Origin of the sequence: Kitasatospora sp. NPDC101157 (assembly GCF_044768255.1) — a bacterium.
Taxonomy (GTDB): Bacteria; Actinomycetota; Actinomycetes; order Streptomycetales; family Streptomycetaceae; genus Kitasatospora.
In genome coordinates, this window is record NZ_JBIWPL010000004.1 from 29,979 (window position 1) to 48,387 (window position 18,409).

An 18,409-nucleotide genomic window follows, 5' to 3' on the forward strand; every position below is an offset into this window, starting at 1 on the left:
TCAGCCCTGGTGCCAGGTGTTCTGCTGCTGGTAGCCGTAGCCGCTCTGGTCGTAGACCGGCTGCTGCGGGATGCCGTGGCCCTGCTGGTCGGGCTGGGGCTGCCACTGCTGGTGCTGCTCGTGCTGCTGGTGCTGCTGCTGGGCGTTCGGGTCCCAGGCCTGCTGCGGGTAGCCCTGGTACGGGTCCTGGGGCTGCTGCTGGTAGCCGCCGTACGGGTCCTGCTGCTGGGCGTAGCCGCCGTAGGGGTCCTGCTGGTCGTAGGCGTAGGCGGGCTGCTGCTGGGTCTGCCACTGCTGCTGGTCGTAGCCGGACTCGTAGGCCGGGGCGTACGGGTCCTGCGGCTGCTGGGCCTGCTGCTGCTCGTAGTAGGCCGGGGCGTAGACGCCGTCCTGGGCCAGCTCCTGCATCTCGAAGGCGGCGGTCTGCTCGACCGCCGGGACCTCCTCGGCGAACGGCTCCGGTTCCGGCTGCTCGGCGGGCGCCGCGCCCGGGGTCGGAGCCTCCTCGACCGCGCTGACCTCGCCGACCCGCTTCTCCTCCGCCGCCGCGACGGCCGCGACCGCCGCGCCGCCGGTCAGGGCGCCGAGCAGGGGCACCTTGGCGAGCGGGCCGGGCAGGCTGCCGTCGGCCTTCCGCAGGGACCAGCCGTTCTGGTAGCCCTTCTTGACCGACAGCGTCACGAAGGCCTGGCCGACCGCGAACAGGCCCGCTCCGGCGCCGATCACCACGACCGAGCCGAGGCCCATCCCGACGGCCACGCCGAGGAAGCCGGCCAGGGCGAGCACCCGCCAGTGCAGCGGCGCCCGGTTCTGCAGCAGCACCTCGGCCACCAGCCAGAGCGCCACCACCGTCAACGCGACGTACAGCAGCAGGTATCCGATGCCCATCCGCGCGCTACCTCCAGTCGCGTGCCCGCGCGCGCCGCGCGTGTGCGGCGACTGTACCGGTTCAACGGCCGGGGTACCGCATCGCGTTCCCGCCGTCTGCGGCACGGGGCGCACACGACCGAGCCCGCCACCGCGGAACGGTGACGGGCTCGTGAACGCCGTGCCGAGTCGTGTGCGACACGCCCTACGGGCGCTGGTGCAGCCCCAGGTTCTGGTAGATCTCCAGCGTCGCCGTCGAGTGGTTGAGCGTGATGAAGTGCAGGCCGGGCGCACCCTCGGCGAGCAGCCGTTCGGCCATCGCGGTGGCGTGCTCCATGCCGACCGCCCGCAGCGCCGCCGGGTCGTCGACGACGGCCCGCAGCCGGGCCTCCAGGTCGGCCGGGAAGGCCGAGCCGCTGAGCTGGGGGAAGCGCTCCAGCTGCTTGGCGTTGGTGACCGGCATGATCTCCGGGATGATCGGCGTCTCGCAGCCCGCCGCGGTGACCCGGTCGCGGAACCGCAGGTAGTCGTCCACCTCGAAGAACATCTGGGTGATCGCGTAGTCGGCGCCGGAGCGGACCTTGGCGATGAAGTGCCGGATGTCCTCGTCCCAGTCGGTCGAGCGCGGGTGCATGTTGGGCGAGGCCGCGACGCCGACGCAGAAGTCGCCGATGCCCCTGATCAGCTCCACCAGCTCGTACGCGTAGGTGACGCCGTCCGGGTGGCGGACCCATTCGCCCATCGGGTCACCGGGCGGGTCGCCCCGGACCGCGAGAACGTTCCGTACGCCCTGGTCGGCGTACTGGCCGATGATGTTGCGCAGTTCGGCGACCGAGTGGTCCACCGCGGTCAGGTGGGCGACCGGGGTGAGGGTGGTCTCGGTGGCGATCCGGCCGACCATGTTGACGGTGCGCTCGCGCGAGGAGCCGCCGGCGCCGTACGTCATGCAGACGAAGTTCGGGTCCAGCGGTTCGAGTCGACGGATGGCGTCCCAGAGCTTCTGCTCGCCGACCTCGGTCCGGGGCGGCATGAACTCGAAGGAGAAGGAGCGCTTTCCGGCCGCCAGGAGCTCGCGGACCGTGAGTGCGCGGTCCGATCTCGTGGAAGCGATGCCGAGTGCCATGCTGGCAGGTTATCCGGCCCCCGAAGGGGCCGGACAACCCGATTCCACGATTCGGGACAAGTAATGGACCGCCTTCCGCTTCCGTCCCGCCGGCCCCTCGGGCCCCCACCGGCCCGCTCGCACGCCCGTTCCCGGCTGCCCCGCTACGCTTGCTGCACCCCCAGCGAACCAGCGGAGCCTCATCGTGACCTCGTCCAGCAACCGGCCGGCCAACCCCATTGACGTGGAGGACGTCCGCACCCGCGTCAACGCCGCCCTCGCCGTGTTCATGGACGACCGGTCCGCGCTGCTCGGCAAGATCTCGCCGCAGCTGGTGCCCGCCGCCGACGCCCTGCGCGACTTCCTGCTGGACGGCGGCAAGCGGCTGCGCCCGGCCTTCTGCTACTGGGGCTGGCGCGCCGCCGGCGGCCCGGCCGGGGACGGGGGGATCGCCACCGCGGCCGCCGCGCTGGAGCTGCTGCAGGCCAGCGCGCTGGTGCACGACGACCTGATGGACCGCAGCGACACCCGCCGCGGCCTGCCCTCGGTCCACCGCCGCTTCGAGGCGCTGCACCGGGACAACGGCTGGCGCGGCGACCGCGAGCAGTACGGCGCCTCGGCCGCGGTGCTGCTCGGCGACCTGCTGCTGATCTGGTGCGACGAGCTGTTCCTGCGCTCGGGGCTGGACCCGGCCGCCGTGCTGGCTGCCAAGCCGGTGTTCGACCTGATGCGCACCGAGGTCATGCTCGGCCAGTACCTGGACGTGCTGGAGCCGGTGGCCGGCGACTCGGCCGACGAGGGCGCGCTGGAGCGGGCCCGGACCGTCCTGCACTACAAGTCGGCGAAGTACACCATCGAGCGGCCGCTGCAGGTCGGTGCCCTGCTCGCCGGGGCCGGGCCGGAGCTGGTCGAGGCGCTCGGGGCGTTCGGGCTGCCACTGGGCGAGGCCTTCCAGCTGCGGGACGACCTGCTCGGCGTCTTCGGGGACCCGGCCGTCACCGGCAAGCCCGCCGGGGACGACCTGCGCGAGGGCAAGCGCACCCTGCTCGTCGCCCACGCGATGCGCGGCCTGCCCCAGGCCGACGCCCGGCACCTCGACGCCCGGCTCGGCGCGCCGGACCTGGCCGCCGAGGAGGTCGCCGAGTTGCGCGAGCTGATCGCCCGCAGCGGTGCGCCCGAGCTGGTGGAGCGGCGGATCGAGGAGCTGATGGGCCAGTCGCTGGCCGCACTGGCGGCGGCGCCGCTCGCCGACGAGCAGGCCCGTACGGTGCTGCTGGCGCTGGCCGAGGCCGCCACCGTCCGCAAGTACTGACGGCGACGGCCCCGGAAGGCGGTCCGGGGAAGGACGTCAGGCCGCGCGCACCCGGCGGGCGAGCTCGGCGGCGGCGGCCCGCGGGTCCTCCGCCGCCGTGATGGCCCGGACCACGACGATCCGGCGGGCGCCGGCGGCCAGCACCTCGTCCACGTTGCCGAGGTCGATCCCGCCGATCGCGAACCACGGCCGGTCGGTGACCTGCTTCGCCGCGTACGAGACCAGGCCGAGGCCCGGCGCCGGGCGGCCCGGCTTGGTCGGGGTCGGCCAGACCGGGCCGGTGCAGAAGTAGTCCACGCCCGGCTCGGCGACCGCCGCGTCCACCTCGGACTCGGCGTGGCAGGAGCGTCCGATCAGCACGTCCTCGCCGAGGATCGCCCGGGCGGCCGGCACCGGCAGGTCGTCCTGGCCGAGGTGCAGCACGTCCGGCCGGGCCGCGTGGGCGACGTCGGCACGGTCGTTGACGGACAGCAGCTTGCCGTGACGGCGGCAGGCGTCGGCGAAGACCTCCAGCGCCGCCAGCTCCTGCTTGGCCTCCAGGCCCTTGTCGCGGAGCTGGACGATGTCCACCCCGCCGGCCAGCGCCGTGTCCAGGAACTCGGCCAGGTCGCCCTGCTCGCGCCGGGCGTCGGTGCACAGGTAGAGCCGGGCGTCGGCCAGGCGGGCGCGCAGCGTGTCCGTCGCCATCAGATCAGCATCGCCTGGGCGCGACGCTTGACCTCGGTGCCACGGTTCTCCCGCAGTGCCTGGATCGGGCTGCCGGGCAGCGACGGGTCCTCGGTGAAGAGCCACTCCAGGATCTCCACGTCGTTGTACCCGCAGTCGCGCAGCACGGTCAGGGTGCCGGGCAGGTGCTTGACCAACCCCGGGCCGTCGATGAACGCCGCAGGGATCTGCAGCGACTTGTTCGGCCCCCGCCGGACGGCGATCAGCTCGCCCCTCTTGACCATGTTCCGGACCTCGGTGACCAGCACCCCCCACTGCTCGGAGATGTCGGGGAGGTACATCCACTCGGGGACCAGGGCTTCAATCTTGCTTTCGATCTCGCTCACGCCACCAGACTGCCACCTCGGCGCGGCCCGGCGCTAAGCGGTGGCCCCCCTGAGCGCTGCCTTGAGCGCGACCGACGGGTCCGCCGCCAGGGCCGGGTCCACCGCCGCCCCGCGCTCGATCAGCTTCCGGCCCTGGGTGAGGTCGCGCGGCCGGTCCACCGCGAGCAGCGCGCTGGGCACCCCGTCGCGCAGCCACAGCACCGACCAGGCGGCGTCCCGCGGGCTGCCGCGCCACAGCAGTTCGTCGCCCTCGGCGTGCCGGCCCGCGTACTGGACCATCCGCCCGAACTGCTCGGACCAGAAGTACGGCACCGGGTCGTACGGCGCGTCCGCCCCGAGCACGGCGAGGGCCGCGGCCCCGCCCGACTGCAGCGCGTGGTCCCAGTGCTGGACGGCCAGCCGGGCGCCGGAGCGGGCCGACGGGTAGCTGACGCAGTCCCCGGCCGCGAACACCCCGGGCAGGCCGGTGCGCAGCCGCCCGTCCACCACCACCGCGCCGGCGGCGTCCAGCTCGACGCCCGAGCCGGCCAGCCAGCCGGTCGCGGGGCGGGCGCCGACGCCGACCACCACCTCGTCGGCGGGCAGGTGGGAGCCGTCCGCGAGCAGCACCGCCCCGGGCTCGACGGCGGCCACGCCGACGCCGCAGCGCAGGTCGACCCCGGCCTCGGCGTACCAGGCGGCCATCGCCGCGCCGACCTCGGTCGGCAGCGCACCCGGTACCGGCGCCGGACCGGCCTCGACCACGGTGACCTCGCAGCCGGCCTGCCGCGCGGCGGTGGCCACCTCGGCGCCGATCCAGCCCGCCCCGACCAGCACCAGCCGCAGGCCGGGGCGCAGCAGCGCGCGCAGCGCCAGGGCGTCGTCCAGGGTGTGCAGCAGGTGGGCGCGCTCGGCCCCGGGCAGGACGCGCGGGACGGCGCCGGTGGCGATCACCAGGGAGTCGTACCGGAGGTCGCCGCCGTCGGTGTGCAGCACGCCGGGGGTGAGGCCGGTGGCGCGGCGGCCGGCGAGCAGCTCGATGCCGAGCCCCTCGTAGTCGATGTCCAGGGTGGTGGCGTCGGCCTTGCCGCGCAGCACGTCCTTGGAGAGCGGCGGCCGGTCGTACGGGGCGTGCGGTTCCTCGCCGACCAGGGCGATCCGCCCCCGCCAGCCGCCCTGCCGCAGCTTCAGGGCGCACTGCGCCCCGGCCAGCCCGGCTCCGACGACGACGACCACCTGGTCCGTTCCGCTCAGCTCTGCCACGCCCGTCACTGTACTCACCGGCCGGGCGGGCCCGGGCGGCCGTCCGGCCCTCGTCCGCTCCTCGTACGGCCCTTCGGCCGGGCCGACCCCCGGCGTTAAGGTGGGGGCACCACACGGGAGCCCGGCGAACCGGGCTGAGAGGCGGGCTGGCACGGCCCGCGACCGTCCGAACCTGATCCGGGTCATACCGGCGAAGGGAGAAGAGCAGCTTTGTCACGCTTGCCAACGGACAGCCGCGCCGACGTGCTGGTGATCGGCGGGGGCGTCATCGGCCTCGCCGTCGCCTGGCGCACCGCACAGCGCGGGCCGCGGAACGTGATCGTGGTCGACCCCGGCCACGGCGGGGGCGCGGCCGGGGTCGCGGCCGGGATGCTCGCCCCGGTCACCGAGCTGCAGTACGGCGAGGAGCCGCTGCTGCACCTCGGGATGGCCTCCAACCAGCGGTACGGGACCTTCGCCGCCGAGCTCACCGAGGCCGCCGGCGGCCTGGACACCGGCTACCGCCGCTGCGGCACCATCGCCGTCGCGCTGGACTCCGACGACCGCGAGGAACTGCGCGAACTGCACGCCTTCCACCAGCGGCTGGGCCTGGACTCCAGCTGGCTCACCGGCCGGGAGGCCCGCAAGCTGGAGCCGATGCTCGCCCCCGGTGTGCGCGGCGGCCTGCACGTCGCGGACGACCACCAGGTGGACCCCCGCCGGCTGCTCACCGCCCTCGTCGCCGCCTGCGAGCGGGCCGGCGTCCTGCTGCACCGGGCCGAGGCCGTCGAGCTGCTGGTCGAGAACGGCCGCGCGGTCGGGGCCCGGCTGAGCACCGACGAGACCGTGACCGCCGAGCAGGTCGTCCTGGCCGCCGGGCCGCACAGCCACCGGCTGCCGGGCCTGCCCGAGGGGGCGCTGCCCCCGGTCCGCCCGGTGAAGGGGCAGGTGCTGCGCCTCCAGGTCCCCGACGCCTACCGGCCGTTCCTCTCCCGCAACGTCCGCGCGGTGGTGCGCGGCCAGCACCTCTACCTGGTGCCCCGGGAGAACGGCGAGCTGGTCATCGGCGCGACCACCGAGGAGCAGGGCTACGACACCACCGTCACCGCCGGCGGGGTGTACGAACTCCTGCGCGACGCCCACGAGTTGGTCCCGGGCATCACCGAACTCCCGCTGCGGGAGACGGCGGCCGGGCTGCGCCCCGGCTCGCCGGACAACGCCCCGCTGCTGGGCCCTACCCCGCTGCCCGGACTGGTCGCCGCCACCGGCCACTACCGCAACGGCGTGCTGCTCACCCCGGTGACCGCCGACCTGCTCGCCGACTACCTGACGACCGGCGAAGTCCCCGAGCTGGCAAGGCCGTTCACGCCCACCCGGTTCTCCCCCGACGCCCCCACCACGAAGGCCTCCGCATGACCGAGAGCACCCCGACCGAGAGCACCCCGACCGAGATCGCCCTGACCGTCAACGGCGAGCCCCGCCGGCTGCCCGCCGCCACCACCCTCGCCGAGCTGGTGGCCACCGTCAGCGCCGCCAACACCGGTGTCGCCGCCGCCCTCAACGAGGCCGTGGTGCCGCGCAGTTCGTGGCCCGCGACGCCGCTGAACAGCGGCGACCGGATCGAGATCCTCACCGCTGTCCAGGGAGGCTGAACCATGGCCGACGACCTTCTCACCATCGCCGGGACGACCTTCTCCTCCCGACTGATCATGGGCACCGGCGGCGCGCCGAGCCTGGAGGTCCTGGAGCGCGCCCTGCTCGCCTCCGGCACCGAGCTGACCACCGTGGCCATGCGCCGGGTCGACGCCACCACCCAGGGCTCCGTCCTGGACGTGCTGACGCGCAACGGCATCCGCGTCCTGCCCAACACGGCCGGCTGCTTCACCGCCGGAGAGGCCGTGCTGACCGCCCGGCTGGCCCGCGAGGCGCTCGGCACCGACTGGGTGAAGCTGGAGGTGATCGCCGACGAGCGCACCCTGCTGCCCGACCCGATCGAACTGCTGGACGCCGCCGAGACGTTGGTCGACGACGGGTTCACGGTGCTCCCCTACACCAACGACGACCCGGTGCTGGCCCGCAAGCTGGAGGACGTCGGCTGCGCGGCGATCATGCCGCTGGGCTCGCCGATCGGCTCCGGCCTGGGCATCCGCAACCCGCACAACTTCCAGCTGATCGTGGAGGGTGCGGGAGTCCCGGTGATCCTGGACGCGGGCGCCGGCACCGCCTCCGACGTCGCGCTGGCGATGGAGCTGGGCTGCTCGGCGGTGATGCTCGCCTCCGCGGTGACGCGGGCTCAGGACCCGGTGCTGATGGCCGAGGCGATGCGGCACGCCGCCGAGGCGGGCCGGCTCGCCCACCGGGCCGGCCGAATCCCGCGCCGCTTCCACGCCGAGGCCTCCTCCGCGATGGCCGGCCGCGCCGACCTGGACACCCGGGAGCGGCCCGCCTTCGGGTCCGTGTAGGGCATGTCACAAGCCGGTCCCGGAGCGGTGTCCTCCGGGACCGGCGTCCGCCCGCCCCACTAGACTCCCCCGGGTGGACATGGCATTGCACGACCCTCTGATCGGTACCCTGCTCGACAACCGGTACCGGGTCGAGCAGCGCATCGCGACCGGCGGGATGTCCACCGTCTACAAGGGCACCGACACCCGGCTGGACCGGGTGGTCGCCCTCAAGGTGATGCACCCCCAGCTGGCCGGGGACGAGGGCTTCACCGCCCGCTTCATCCGCGAGGCCAAGGCGGTCGCCAAGCTCACCCACCCCAACGTGGTCAACGTCTTCGACCAGGGCGCGGACGGCGGAAACGTTTTCCTCGCCATGGAGTACGTGCCCGGCCGCACCCTGCGCGACCTGTTGCGCGACCGCGGCGCGCTGTCGGCGCGGGCCGCGCTGGACGTCCTGGAGCCGGTGCTCGCCGCCCTCGGCGCCGCCCACCGCGCCGGGCTGGTCCACCGGGACGTCAAACCGGAGAACGTGCTGATCACCGAGAGCGGCCTGGTCAAGGTCGCCGACTTCGGCCTGGTCCGGGTGCTCGGCAGCGCCGACGGCGCCCCCACCTCGACCAGCACCGCCACCGGCGGCACCGTCATGGGCACCGTCTCCTATCTGGCCCCCGAGCAGATCCTCCCGGACGCCCCCACCGACCAGCGGGTCGACGTCTACGCGTCCGGCATCCTGCTGTACGAGATGCTCACCGGCCGCCGTCCGCACACCGGCGACAACCCCGTCCAGGTCATGTACAAGCACCTGCACGAGGACGTCCCCGCCCCCTCGCTGGCCGCCCCCGCCGTCGCCCCCGCGCTGGACGCCATAGTGGCCGGCGCCTGCGCCCGGGTCGTCGACGCCCGCCCGTACGACGCGGTGGAACTGCTCGCCGCCCTCCAGCGGGTGCGCCGCGCCCTCACCCCGGCCGAGCTGGACGCCGAACCGCCGGCCTCCACCCGGCCCAGCCCGCGCTACCCGACCAACGAGCCGACCTCGGTGATCGAGCCGCTACCCCGACCCGCCGACGCCGCCCCCGCGCCGGAGCGCACCAGCGTGCTGGACGTACCGGCGGAGGTGATGGACCAGCTGCTCGCCGAGCCCCGCCCGTACGACGAGCCGACCCCGGTCCGGGTGAAGCGGCCGGGCCGGCTGCGCCGCCTCCCCCGCAAGCCGCTGATCTGGGCGGCCGCGCTGACCGCCCTGGTGCTGGCGGTCGGCGGCGCCACCTACGGGATCTCCGAGGGGCTGTACGGATCGGTGCCGGGCGTGCTCGGCAAGGACCGGGGCGAGGCCCAGCGGATCCTGGACGACGCGGGCATGCACGGCAGGTTCGTCGAGGCGTTCAGCGAGTCCGTCCCGGCCGGGCAGGTGATCTCCACCGACCCCGGGGTCGGCGCGCGCACCCGCAAGAGCGACTCGGTGACGGTCACCGTCTCCAAGGGCCCCAAGCGGATCGCGGTGCCGGACCTGACCGGCAAGAGCGCGGACGACGCGGCCGCCGCGCTGGCCGCCGCCCAGCTGACCAGGGGCACGGTGACCCAGGCCTACAACGACACCGTGCCGGAGGGCTCGGTGATCAGCACTGCGCCGGCCGCCGGGCAGATGCTGCAGGAGAACGCCGCGGTCTCGCTGGTGGTCAGCAAGGGCATGGTGCCGGTCCCGGACGTCACCGGGATGGGCCGGGACGACGCGCAGAAGGCGCTGCAGGCGGCGGGCTTCACCATGAAGGCCTCCACCGACTGGACGCTCGGCATGGGCAAGGTGAGCAGCCAGTCCCCGGCGGCCGGCGAGCGGCGCCCGCAGAAGACCGTGGTGACGGTCAACTTCTCGCTGTTCTAGCGGGTTCGGGGGCTCAGCGCAGCGGCCCGTCGCCCGGCTCCTCCTGGTAGGAGTAGCGCTGCTCGCGCCACGGGTCGGCGAGGTTGTGGTAGCCGCGTTCCTCCCAGAAGCCGCGCCGGTCGGCCCGCATGTACTCGACCGCCCGCACCCACTTGGGGCCCTTCCAGGCGTACAGCCTCGGCACCACCAGCCGCACGGGGAAGCCGTGCTCGGCGGTCAGTGCCTCGCCGTTGCGGTGGGTGGCGAGCAGGGTGCGGGCGTCGGCGAAGTCGGCCAGCCGCAGGTTGGCGCTGTAGCCGTACTCGGCCCAGACCATGACGTGGGTGACGCCGGGTGCCGGGGGCACCAGGTCGAGCAGCAGGCCCGCGGGCACGCCCGTCCACTCGTTGCCGAGCACGGAGAACTTGGTGACGCAGTGCAGGTCCGCGACGACGGTGGTGCGCGGCAGGGCGTTGAACTCCTCGAAGTCCCAGCTGTGCTTCTCGGCCGAGGCGGTGGCGCCGAACACCTGGAGGTCCCAGGTCAGCGGTTTGAAGCGGGGCACCGGCCCGTAGTGCAGGGCGGGCCAGCCGCGCTGCACGCGCTGTCCCGGGGGGAGCCTCGGGTCAGACGGCGGAAGCGGTTCTCTTTCGGACTGACCCATGGCTCCATGGTGACAGACGGCGGGCGAGCCCCGACGTGCGCCCCTTGGCCCCGGTTCGCGCCCCGCCCGTACGGGCCAACGGTCGATCGCACACCCCCGAATCTCCACCCAAATCGGATATTCCGACACATGTCCTAGTGAGTGTGAACTTACTGGAATTTCCTGCCGATACGGTGCCAGGATGCCCAGCGCAGGACTCACCGCAGGACTCACCGCAGGACGTAACGCAGGGAGGCAGCACCATGCAGGGCGACCCGGAGGTCATCGAGTTCCTCAACGAGCAGCTCACGGCCGAGCTCACCGCGATCAACCAGTACTTCCTGCACGCCAAGATGCAGGAGAACTTCGGCTGGACGAAGCTCGCCAAGTACACCCGGCACGAGTCCTTCGACGAGATGAAGCACGCCGAGACCCTCACCGACCGGATCCTGTTCCTGGAGGGGCTGCCCAACTACCAGCGGCTGTTCCACGTCCGGATCGGCCAGACGGTCAAGGAGATGTTCGAGGCGGACCGCCAGATCGAGGTCGAGGCGATCGACCGGCTCAAGCGCGGGATCGTGGTGATGCGGGCCAAGAACGACGTCACCTCGGCGAACATCTTCGAGGACATCCTGGCCGACGAGGAGCACCACATCGACTACCTCGACACGCAGCTGGAGCTCCTGGAGAAGCTCGGCGAGGCGCTCTACATCGCCCAGCTGATCGAGCAGCCGGAGTCCTAGAAGGGCAGTCCTGGAACGGCAGCCCTGGAACGGCAGCCCTGGAACGGCAGCCCTGGAACGGCAGTCCTGGAACGGCAGTCCTGGAACGGCAGTCCTGGAACGGCTCCGGCTCAGGCCACCCGCAGCGGGATCACCGGCGCGACCGGGCCCGGCGGAGCCGTCGGGCCCGGCTTCGGAGCGGCCGGCAGCGGAACGTCCTGGGCCTCCGGGTCGGCGAGGCCGAGCTTGGCGGCCAGCCGGGCGGTCGGGCAGGGCCGGGCACCGTGCTCGCCGAGCAGCGCCTGGATCCGGCGGACGCAGGACCCGCAGTCCGTGCCGGCCTTGCAGCCCTTGGCTATCTGGCGCGGGGTACCGGCGCCCCCGTCGATCGCCTTCTTCACCTGGTCCTCGGTGACCGCATGGCACATGCACACGTACATCGCGGTCTCTCCCGGGGGTGCGGCGCAGGTGAAGCGCGGAGTGGATCTTGACTAAGGCTCGCCTTAGTTCACTAAGCCTCACCTTACCCGGCGACCCGGGCACGAAGAAGCCCCTCCGGCTTCGAAACCGGAGGGGCCTTCGTCACATCAGGGCCGACGCATCACTGGCCGCGGTACATCTCCGCCACCAGGAACGCCAGGTCCAGCGACTGACTGCGGTTGAGCCGCGGGTCGCAGGCCGTCTCGTAGCGCTGGTGCAGGTCGTCGACCAGCACCTCGTCGCCACCGCCGACGCACTCGGTGACGTCGTCGCCGGTCAGCTCCACGTGGATGCCGCCCGGGTGGGTGCCGAGCGAGCGGTGCACCTCGAAGAAGCCCTTGACCTCGTCCAGCACGTCGTCGAAGCGGCGGGTCTTGTGACCGCTGGAGGCCTCGAAGGTGTTGCCGTGCATCGGGTCGCAGATCCACACCGGCTTGGCGCCGGAAGCGGTGACCTTGTCCACCAGGGTGGGCAGGTGGTCGCGGATCTTGCCCGCGCCCATCCGGGTGATGAAGGTCAGGCGTCCGGGCTCGCGCTCCGGGTCCAGCTTCTCGATCAGGGTGAGCGCCTCGTCCACCGAGGTGGTCGGGCCCAGCTTGACCCCGATCGGGTTGCGGATCCTGGAGGCGAACTCGATGTGCGCGTGGTCCAGCTGCCGGGTCCGCTCACCGATCCACACCATGTGGCCGGAGACGTCGTACAGGTCGCCGGTGCGCGAGTCCACGCGGGTCAGCGCGGTCTCGTAGTCGAGGATCAGCGCCTCGTGCGAGGAGAAGAACTCGACGGTCTTGAACTCCTCCGGCGCCACACCGCAGGCGTTCATGAACGCCAGGGCGTTGTCGATCTCCCGGGCGAGCTGCTCGTAGCGCTGGCCGGCCGGCGAGTTGCGCACGAAGTCCTGGTTCCAGGCGTGCACCTGGCGCAGGTCCGCGTAACCACCGGTGGTGAAGGCGCGCACCAGGTTCAGCGTCGCGGCGGACGCGTTGTACATCCGCTTCAGGCGCTCCGGGTCCGGGATCCGGGACTCCGGGGTGAACTCGAAGCCGTTCACCGAGTCGCCGCGGTAGACCGGCAGGGTCACGCCGTCCCGGGTCTCGGTCGACTTCGAGCGCGGCTTGGAGTACTGGCCGGCGATCCGGCCGACCTTCACGACCGGCACCGAGGCGGCGTACGTCAGCACGGCCGCCATCTGCAGCAGGGTCTTCAGCTTGTTCCGGATGTGCTCCGCCGAGACGCCGTCGAAGGCCTCGGCGCAGTCGCCGCCCTGCAGGAGGAACGCCTCCCCGCGCGCCACGGCTCCGAGCCGGGCGCGCAGCTGGTCGCACTCGCCGGCGAAGACGAGCGGCGGATAGGAGGCGAGCTCAGCAAGGGTCTTGCGCAGAGCCTCTTGGTCCGGCCATTCAGGCTGCTGCGCCGCGGGCAGGGACTGCCAGGAGTGGCCGGTCCTCGTTGTCTCAGTCGTAGCGGTCACACGGTAAGGCTACGGGGTCCCGCGAGCGATCCGTGACCATTGCCCGAGGGATGAGACACGTCCCGGACAATGCCCGGCATCGGCCTCACCCGCCCGGTCGAATCGGCTAGGCTCGCCCCATGCACGCGCCCCACACCCACTCCTGGTGGTGGGCCTCCCCCATGGGTGGCCCACAGATCGCGCGTTCCTAGACGAACACGACGGCCGCCCCTCGGGGCGGCCGTCGTGCGTCCGAGCAGACGGCCCTCCGGGAGCGGAACAGCACCGCCTCGCCATCCTCCCCGGAAGGAAGCCGTACTCGTGACCACCCCAGCCGAGCTGCTCGCCCGCCTCACCGCCCCCGGCGCGCCCGCCTTCGCCCTGCTGCACCGCCGCACGCCCCGGCACGCCCCGGACACCGTCGAGGTGCTGCTGGGCACCGTCGACAGCTACGAGCACCTCGCCGACCTGCCGGTCCGGGCCGGCATCCCGGCCGCCGGGCCGGTCCACGACCTGCTCGCGCTGGTCCCGTACCGGCAGATCCGCGAGCGCGGCTTCGAGACGCACGACGACGGCACCCCGCTGCGGGCCCTCGCGGTGACCGAGCAGTACGCCCTGCCGCTGGCCGAGTTCACCGCCGCCCTGCCGCAGCTGCCGGTCACGCTGTCCGGCGGCGTGTTCGACGTGGACGACGAGGCGTACGCGGAGATCGTCCGCCGGGTGATCGAGGACGAGATCGGCAACGGCGAGGGCGCCAACTTCGTGATCCGGCGGGACTTCCACGCCACCCTGGGGGCCCCCGGCGGAGTCGAGGGCGGACGCTGCGGGCCCGAGCTCGCGCTCACCCTGTTCCGCCGGCTGCTGGACCAGGAGCGCGGCGCGTACTGGACCTTCCTGGTGCACACCGGCGACAGGGTGCTGGTCGGCGCGTCCCCCGAGGTGCACGTCCGGCAGAGCGGCGGCACCGTCGTGATGAACCCGATCTCCGGCACCTACCGCTACCCGGCCGGCGGCTCCGACATCGACTCGCTGCTCCGCTTCCTCCACGACCCCAAGGAGCTGGAGGAGCTGACCATGGTGGTCGACGAGGAGCTGAAGATGATGTGCACCGTCGGCGACCTCGGCGGCCAGGTGCTCGGCCCCCGGCTCAAGGAGATGTCCCACCTCGCCCACACCGAGTACGAGCTGCGCGGGCGCACCTCGCTGGACGTCCGCGAGGTGCTGCGCGAGACGATGTTCGCCGCCACCGTCACCGGCAGCCCGGTGCAGAACGCCGCCCGGGTGATCCGGCGCTACGAGCCCGGCGGGCGCGGCTACTACTCCGGCGCGCTCGCCCTGATCGGCCGCTCCGCGAGCGGCGGGCAGCTGCTGGACTCCCCGATCTGCATCCGCACCGCCGACATCGACCCGGCCACCGGGCGGCTGGTCGTCCGGGTCGGCGCCACCCTGGTGCGCCACTCCGTCCCGGAGTCCGAGGTCGCCGAGACCCACGCCAAGGCCGCCGGGGTGCTCACCGCGATCGGCGCCCGGCCCGCGCCCGCCCGGCTGCCCCACCCCGGCGGCCCCCGGCTCGCCGACGACCACCGGGTGCAGGCCGCCCTGGACGCCCGCCGGGCCGACCTGGCGCCGTTCTGGCTACGGATGCAGGCGCCCTCCCGGGTCACCGAGGCCGAACCGGCCCTGATCGTGGACGGCGAGGACACCTTCACCTCGATGCTCGACCACCTGCTGACCTCGCTCGGCCACCGGGTCACCGTGGTCCGCTTCGACCGGCCGGGCCTGCGCGAGCTGGTCGCGGCGCACCGCGGCCCCTTGGTGCTCGGCCCCGGCCCGGGCGACCCGGCACTCGTCGGCGACCCCAAGATGGCGGTGCTGCGACCGGTCGTCGCGGACGCCCTGGCCGCCGTCCGCTCCGGCGCCCGCACGGCCCCGCTGCTCGCGGTCTGCCTCAGCCACCAGCTGCTCTCCGCAGAACTCGGGCTCGCGCTGGGCCGCAAGGCCGTCCCGTACCAGGGCGCCCAGGAGCGCATCGACCTGTTCGGCACCAAGCGGACGGTCGGCTTCTACAACACCTTCACCGCGCGCTGCTCGGACGCCGACGCGGCCCGGCTGGCCACCGCGGGCGTCGAGGTCTCCCGGGACGCCGCCACCGGCGACGTCCACGCGCTGCGCGGCCCCGGCTTCGCGGGCCTGCAGTTCCACCCGGAGTCGGTGCTCACCCGGGACGGCGTGGACATCGTCGCGGGCCTGCTGCGGGAGGCGACGGCCGTACGGGGCTGAGGAGTCGAGGCGGCCCGGGCGGCAAACCCCGCCCGGGCCCGCTCACAGCTCCTCGTCCAGCCCCCGCTCGATCGCGTACCGGACCAGCTCCACCCGGTTGTGCAACTGCAGCTTGCCCAGGGTGTTCTGCACGTGGTTCTGCACCGTCCGGTGCGACAGCACCAGCCGGTCCGCGATCTGCCGGTACGACAGGCCCTTGGCCACCAGCCGCAGCACCTCGGTCTCCCGGGCGGTCAGCTGCGGGGCGGCCGGTGCCGAGGCCGGGGCCGGCTCGGCGGCCAGCCGGCGGAACTCGCCCAGCACCAGCCCGGCCAGGCCGGGGGTGAACACCGCGTCGCCGACGGCCGTACGGCGCACCGCGTCCAGCAGTTCCTCCCGCCCGGCCGACTTCACCAGGTACCCGGTCGCGCCGGACTTCACCGCCTCCAGCACGTCCTGGTGCTCGCCGCTGGCCGACAGCACCAGCACCCGCACCGCCGGGTCGTGCGCGACCACCTGGCGGCACACCTCGGCGCCGGGCAGGCCGGGCAGGTTGAGGTCCAGCACGACGACCTGCGGCGAGCAGGCCCGGGCGCGGCGCACCGCCTCCTCGCCGTCGCCCGCCGTGGCCACCACGTCCAGGCCGGCCTCGGCGAGGTCGCGGGAGACGGCGTCGCGCCACATCGGGTGGTCGTCCACCACCATCACCCGCACCGGCCGCTCGGTGTCCGGCCGCTCGGCGGCCGGCTGTTCGGCGGCCAGCTGTTCGGTCATCGGCTGGTTGGTCATCAGGAGGCCTTCCTCGGGACGCGCAGTTCGACCTCGACGCCCTCCCCGGGCGCCGAGTACAGATCGGCCGTGCCGCCGAGGTCCAGCACCCGGCCGCGGATGGACTGGGAGACGCCCAGCCGCCCGGCCCGCTCCGCCTCGCCGAGCCGCCCCGGCGCGAAGCCCGGGCCGTCGTCGCGGATGCTGACCGTGACGGCCTCCGGCTCGTCCTCCACCAGGATCCAGGCCCGGGCGCCCTCCCCGGCGTGCCGGCGGACGTTGTCGACGGCCGCACCGACCGCCGCGGCCAGCTCGCCCGCGGCCGGGCCCGGCAGCAGCACCGGGGTGCCCGGGGCGGAGAGCGTGATCCGCTCGCCGGCGTAAGGGCGCAGCAGCGCGGTGAGGTCGCGCGGTCCGGCCGGGTCGGGTTCCTCCGCCCCGGCCTCCGGCAGCCGCTGCGCCGGGAGCGGACCGCCCGTCATCAGGGCCCGCAGCGCGCGCTCCTGCTCACCGGCGAGGCGGCCCAGCTCGGCGAAGTCCGCACCGTCGGCGCCGCCGCCGGCGCGGGCACCGCCGCCCAGCTCCGCGCCCCGGCGCTGGACCAGGGCGAGCACCTGGAGGACGCCGTCGTGGATGTCGCGGGAGAGCCGCTCGCGCTCCCGGGTGGCCGCCTCGACCTGCAGCGCCCGGGTGAGGGTGGCCTCACTGGCGCGGGCCAGCTCGATCACGTACCCGATCGCACAGCCGGCCACCAGCAGCAGCACGATGTTGTGGACGTTGTCGCCGGTGGGCCCGCCGTGGCCGAGGATGTTGGCCACCCCGATCACCGCGCCGGAGGCCGCCGCCGGGCGCCAGCCGCCCTTGGCGGCGAAGCCGAGCACCGTACCGGCGGCCCAGATGGTCGGCAGGGTGGGCGCGCCGTGGCTGATCCGGGCCGGCGCGTCGGTCAGCCCGCTCAGCACGATGCCGGTCACGGCCAGGGCGAGGTCGAAGCCGAGGACGTACCAGGTGCAGCGCTGCGGGTTGGCGAAGGCCCGGGTGCTGGCGAGCGTCCAGAGGATCAGCGCGCCGAAGTAGATCCAGCCGGCGACCGGGTGCAGGAAGTGCAGGTAGGAGTTGAAGTACCGCAACAGCGCGTAGCACAGGGCCAGCACCCGGAAGTAGGAGATGGCCTTCCACAGCGGCAGCTCGACGGACATGCCGCCGGCCGCCAGCGTTCCGCCGACCGCGCCGACCGTTCCCGTGCCGCCCGATCCCGTCCCGCCCGTTCTCGCGCCGTCCGCCATGTCCCGGCCCCTCCCCCTGGACCCGTCCGGGTCGGTCAGGCCGACCCGGTGCCGTTCTGCTCCTGCCGGCCCTGCTGCTCGGCCTTCTCCGCCTCGACGGCCTTCGCGGCTTCGGCGGCCTTCTCGGCTTCGGCGGCCTCGGCCTTCTCCGCCTTGGCGGCGGCCCGGCGCTCGGCCTCGGCCTTCTTCTTCTCGTCGGAGATCTGCCGCTTGGCCGCGGTCGCGTAGATGTCCACGTACTCCTGGCCGGAGAGCCGCATGATCTCGTACATCACCTCGTCCGTCACCGAACGGAGGATGAAGCGGTCGTTCTCCATGCCGTGGTAGCGGGAGAAGTCCAGCGGGCGGCCGATCCGGATGCCCGGGCGGATGCCGAAGTTCGGAATCACCTGGCCGGGCGGCTGCACCTTCTCGGTGTCGATCATGGCGACCGGGATGACCGGGGCGCCGGTGGCCAGCGCGACGCGGGCCAGACCGCCGACCTTGCCGCGGTACAGCTTGCCGTCGGGCGAACGGGTGCCCTCCGGGTAGACGCCGAACAGCTCGCCGCGGTCCAGCACCGCGATGGCGCTGCGGATCGCGGCCTCGCCGGCGCCGCGCACGCCCGAGCGGTCCACCGGCAGCTGGCCGACGCCCTTGAAGAAGGCGGCCGTCAGCCGGCCCTTGAGGCCCGGGGTGTTGAAGTACTCGGCCTTCGCGATGAAGGTCACCCGGCGCTTGATCAGCGCGGGGAAGAAGAACGAGTCCGAGAAGGACAGGTGGTTGCTCGCGATGATCGCCGCACCCTCGGTGGGGATGTTCTCCTCACCCTCGATCCACGGCCGGAAGAAGATCCGAAGCAGTGGCGCGACGATCATCTTCATCAGTCGGTAGAACAACCCGGGCCTCCTGTTATGCGGACCGGTCGATCCTAATGCCCCGCGGCCGTCGGCTGTGCCCGGGCCC

Annotated in this window: 18 protein-coding genes and 1 riboswitch; of the genes, 7 read left to right on the forward strand and 11 right to left on the reverse strand. The window is 73.4% G+C overall.

Annotated features, from left to right (window positions below):
- A complete protein-coding gene (locus tag ACIRVF_RS09855; protein WP_402815790.1) occupies window positions 1–888 on the reverse strand; it encodes a hypothetical protein in 888 nt (295 codons plus the stop codon).
- A 184-nt stretch (window positions 889–1,072) separates the two neighbouring features.
- Window positions 1,073–1,990, reverse strand: coding sequence for a methylenetetrahydrofolate reductase [NAD(P)H] (metF, locus tag ACIRVF_RS09860; protein ID WP_402815791.1), 918 nt, complete (start codon window positions 1,988–1,990; stop codon window positions 1,073–1,075).
- A 184-nt stretch (window positions 1,991–2,174) separates the two neighbouring features.
- Between metF and ACIRVF_RS09865 the strand changes: the two genes are divergently transcribed.
- Entirely contained in the window at window positions 2,175–3,281 is a 1,107-nt protein-coding gene (locus tag ACIRVF_RS09865; RefSeq protein WP_402815792.1) for a polyprenyl synthetase family protein, read from the forward strand.
- A 36-nt stretch (window positions 3,282–3,317) separates the two neighbouring features.
- Here the strand turns inward: ACIRVF_RS09865 and thiE are convergent, their stop codons facing one another.
- From thiE to ACIRVF_RS09880, 3 genes are read right to left on the reverse strand one after another with little or no spacing between them, the layout of a single operon-like run.
- Window positions 3,318–3,968, reverse strand: a complete 651-nt coding sequence (thiE, locus tag ACIRVF_RS09870) for a thiamine phosphate synthase (protein WP_402815793.1) — start codon at window positions 3,966–3,968, stop codon at window positions 3,318–3,320.
- Complete coding sequence (locus tag ACIRVF_RS09875) at window positions 3,968–4,333, reverse strand: Rv2175c family DNA-binding protein (RefSeq protein WP_402815794.1); 366 nt, start codon at window positions 4,331–4,333, stop codon at window positions 3,968–3,970. The genes thiE and ACIRVF_RS09875 overlap by 1 nt, the downstream gene beginning before the upstream one ends.
- 33 nt (window positions 4,334–4,366) lie before the next feature.
- Window positions 4,367–5,575, reverse strand: a complete 1,209-nt coding sequence (locus ACIRVF_RS09880) for an NAD(P)/FAD-dependent oxidoreductase (RefSeq protein ID WP_402815795.1) — start codon at window positions 5,573–5,575, stop codon at window positions 4,367–4,369.
- 103 nt (window positions 5,576–5,678) lie between these two features.
- A riboswitch (TPP riboswitch) is annotated at window positions 5,679–5,791 on the forward strand.
- Window positions 5,792–5,794: 3 nt separating this feature from the next.
- Here ACIRVF_RS09880 and thiO point away from each other — a divergent pair.
- From thiO to pknB, 4 genes are all read left to right on the forward strand, one after another.
- Complete coding sequence (thiO, locus tag ACIRVF_RS09885) at window positions 5,795–6,970, forward strand: glycine oxidase ThiO (RefSeq protein WP_402815796.1); 1,176 nt, start codon at window positions 5,795–5,797, stop codon at window positions 6,968–6,970.
- Window positions 6,967–7,206, forward strand: coding sequence for a sulfur carrier protein ThiS (gene thiS, locus ACIRVF_RS09890; protein WP_402815797.1), 240 nt, complete (start codon window positions 6,967–6,969; stop codon window positions 7,204–7,206). Before thiO ends, thiS begins: the two co-directional genes overlap by 4 nt.
- 3 nt (window positions 7,207–7,209) lie before the next feature.
- Window positions 7,210–8,016 carry a thiazole synthase gene (locus ACIRVF_RS09895; protein WP_402815798.1) on the forward strand — a complete coding sequence of 269 codons (807 nt, stop codon included), beginning with the start codon at window positions 7,210–7,212 and terminating at the stop codon, window positions 8,014–8,016.
- A 79-nt stretch (window positions 8,017–8,095) separates the two neighbouring features.
- A complete protein-coding gene (pknB, locus tag ACIRVF_RS09900; RefSeq protein WP_402816250.1) occupies window positions 8,096–9,877 on the forward strand; it encodes a Stk1 family PASTA domain-containing Ser/Thr kinase in 1,782 nt (593 codons plus the stop codon).
- A 13-nt stretch (window positions 9,878–9,890) separates the two neighbouring features.
- Here pknB and ACIRVF_RS09905 read toward each other — a convergent pair whose 3' ends face one another.
- On the reverse strand, window positions 9,891–10,520 hold the full coding sequence (locus ACIRVF_RS09905) for a sulfite oxidase-like oxidoreductase (protein ID WP_402815799.1): 630 nt from the start codon (window positions 10,518–10,520) through the stop codon (window positions 9,891–9,893).
- A gap of 242 nt (window positions 10,521–10,762) precedes the next feature.
- On the opposite strand from ACIRVF_RS09905, the gene bfr reads away from it, so the two are divergent.
- Window positions 10,763–11,242 carry a bacterioferritin gene (gene bfr, locus ACIRVF_RS09910; RefSeq protein ID WP_045692153.1) on the forward strand — a complete coding sequence of 160 codons (480 nt, stop codon included), beginning with the start codon at window positions 10,763–10,765 and terminating at the stop codon, window positions 11,240–11,242.
- Window positions 11,243–11,352: 110 nt separating this feature from the next.
- On the opposite strand, the gene ACIRVF_RS09915 is transcribed toward bfr, so the two are convergent.
- Window positions 11,353–11,661: a bacterioferritin-associated ferredoxin gene (locus ACIRVF_RS09915; RefSeq protein ID WP_402815800.1), complete on the reverse strand. Its 309-nt coding sequence runs from the start codon at window positions 11,659–11,661 to the stop codon at window positions 11,353–11,355.
- Window positions 11,662–11,822: 161 nt separating this feature from the next.
- Window positions 11,823–13,172, reverse strand: a complete 1,350-nt coding sequence (locus tag ACIRVF_RS09920) for a class II 3-deoxy-7-phosphoheptulonate synthase (RefSeq protein ID WP_402815801.1) — start codon at window positions 13,170–13,172, stop codon at window positions 11,823–11,825.
- A gap of 300 nt (window positions 13,173–13,472) precedes the next feature.
- Here ACIRVF_RS09920 and ACIRVF_RS09925 point away from each other — a divergent pair, with 300 nt between their 5' ends.
- Entirely contained in the window at window positions 13,473–15,431 is a 1,959-nt protein-coding gene (locus ACIRVF_RS09925; RefSeq protein ID WP_402815802.1) for an anthranilate synthase family protein, read from the forward strand.
- A gap of 42 nt (window positions 15,432–15,473) precedes the next feature.
- On the opposite strand, the gene ACIRVF_RS09930 is transcribed toward ACIRVF_RS09925, so the two are convergent.
- The 3 genes from ACIRVF_RS09930 to ACIRVF_RS09940 all read right to left on the reverse strand — a co-directional run bounded on the left by ACIRVF_RS09930 (window position 15,474) and on the right by ACIRVF_RS09940 (window position 18,342).
- Window positions 15,474–16,184 (reverse strand): response regulator, encoded by a 711-nt coding sequence (locus ACIRVF_RS09930; protein ID WP_402816251.1) that lies wholly within the window; start codon window positions 16,182–16,184, stop codon window positions 15,474–15,476.
- 14 nt (window positions 16,185–16,198) lie between these two features.
- Window positions 16,199–17,377: a MacS family sensor histidine kinase gene (macS, locus tag ACIRVF_RS09935; protein ID WP_402816252.1), complete on the reverse strand. Its 1,179-nt coding sequence runs from the start codon at window positions 17,375–17,377 to the stop codon at window positions 16,199–16,201.
- A gap of 122 nt (window positions 17,378–17,499) precedes the next feature.
- Window positions 17,500–18,342, reverse strand: a complete 843-nt coding sequence (locus ACIRVF_RS09940) for a lysophospholipid acyltransferase family protein (protein WP_402815803.1) — start codon at window positions 18,340–18,342, stop codon at window positions 17,500–17,502.
- Window positions 18,343–18,409 lie beyond the last annotated feature (67 nt).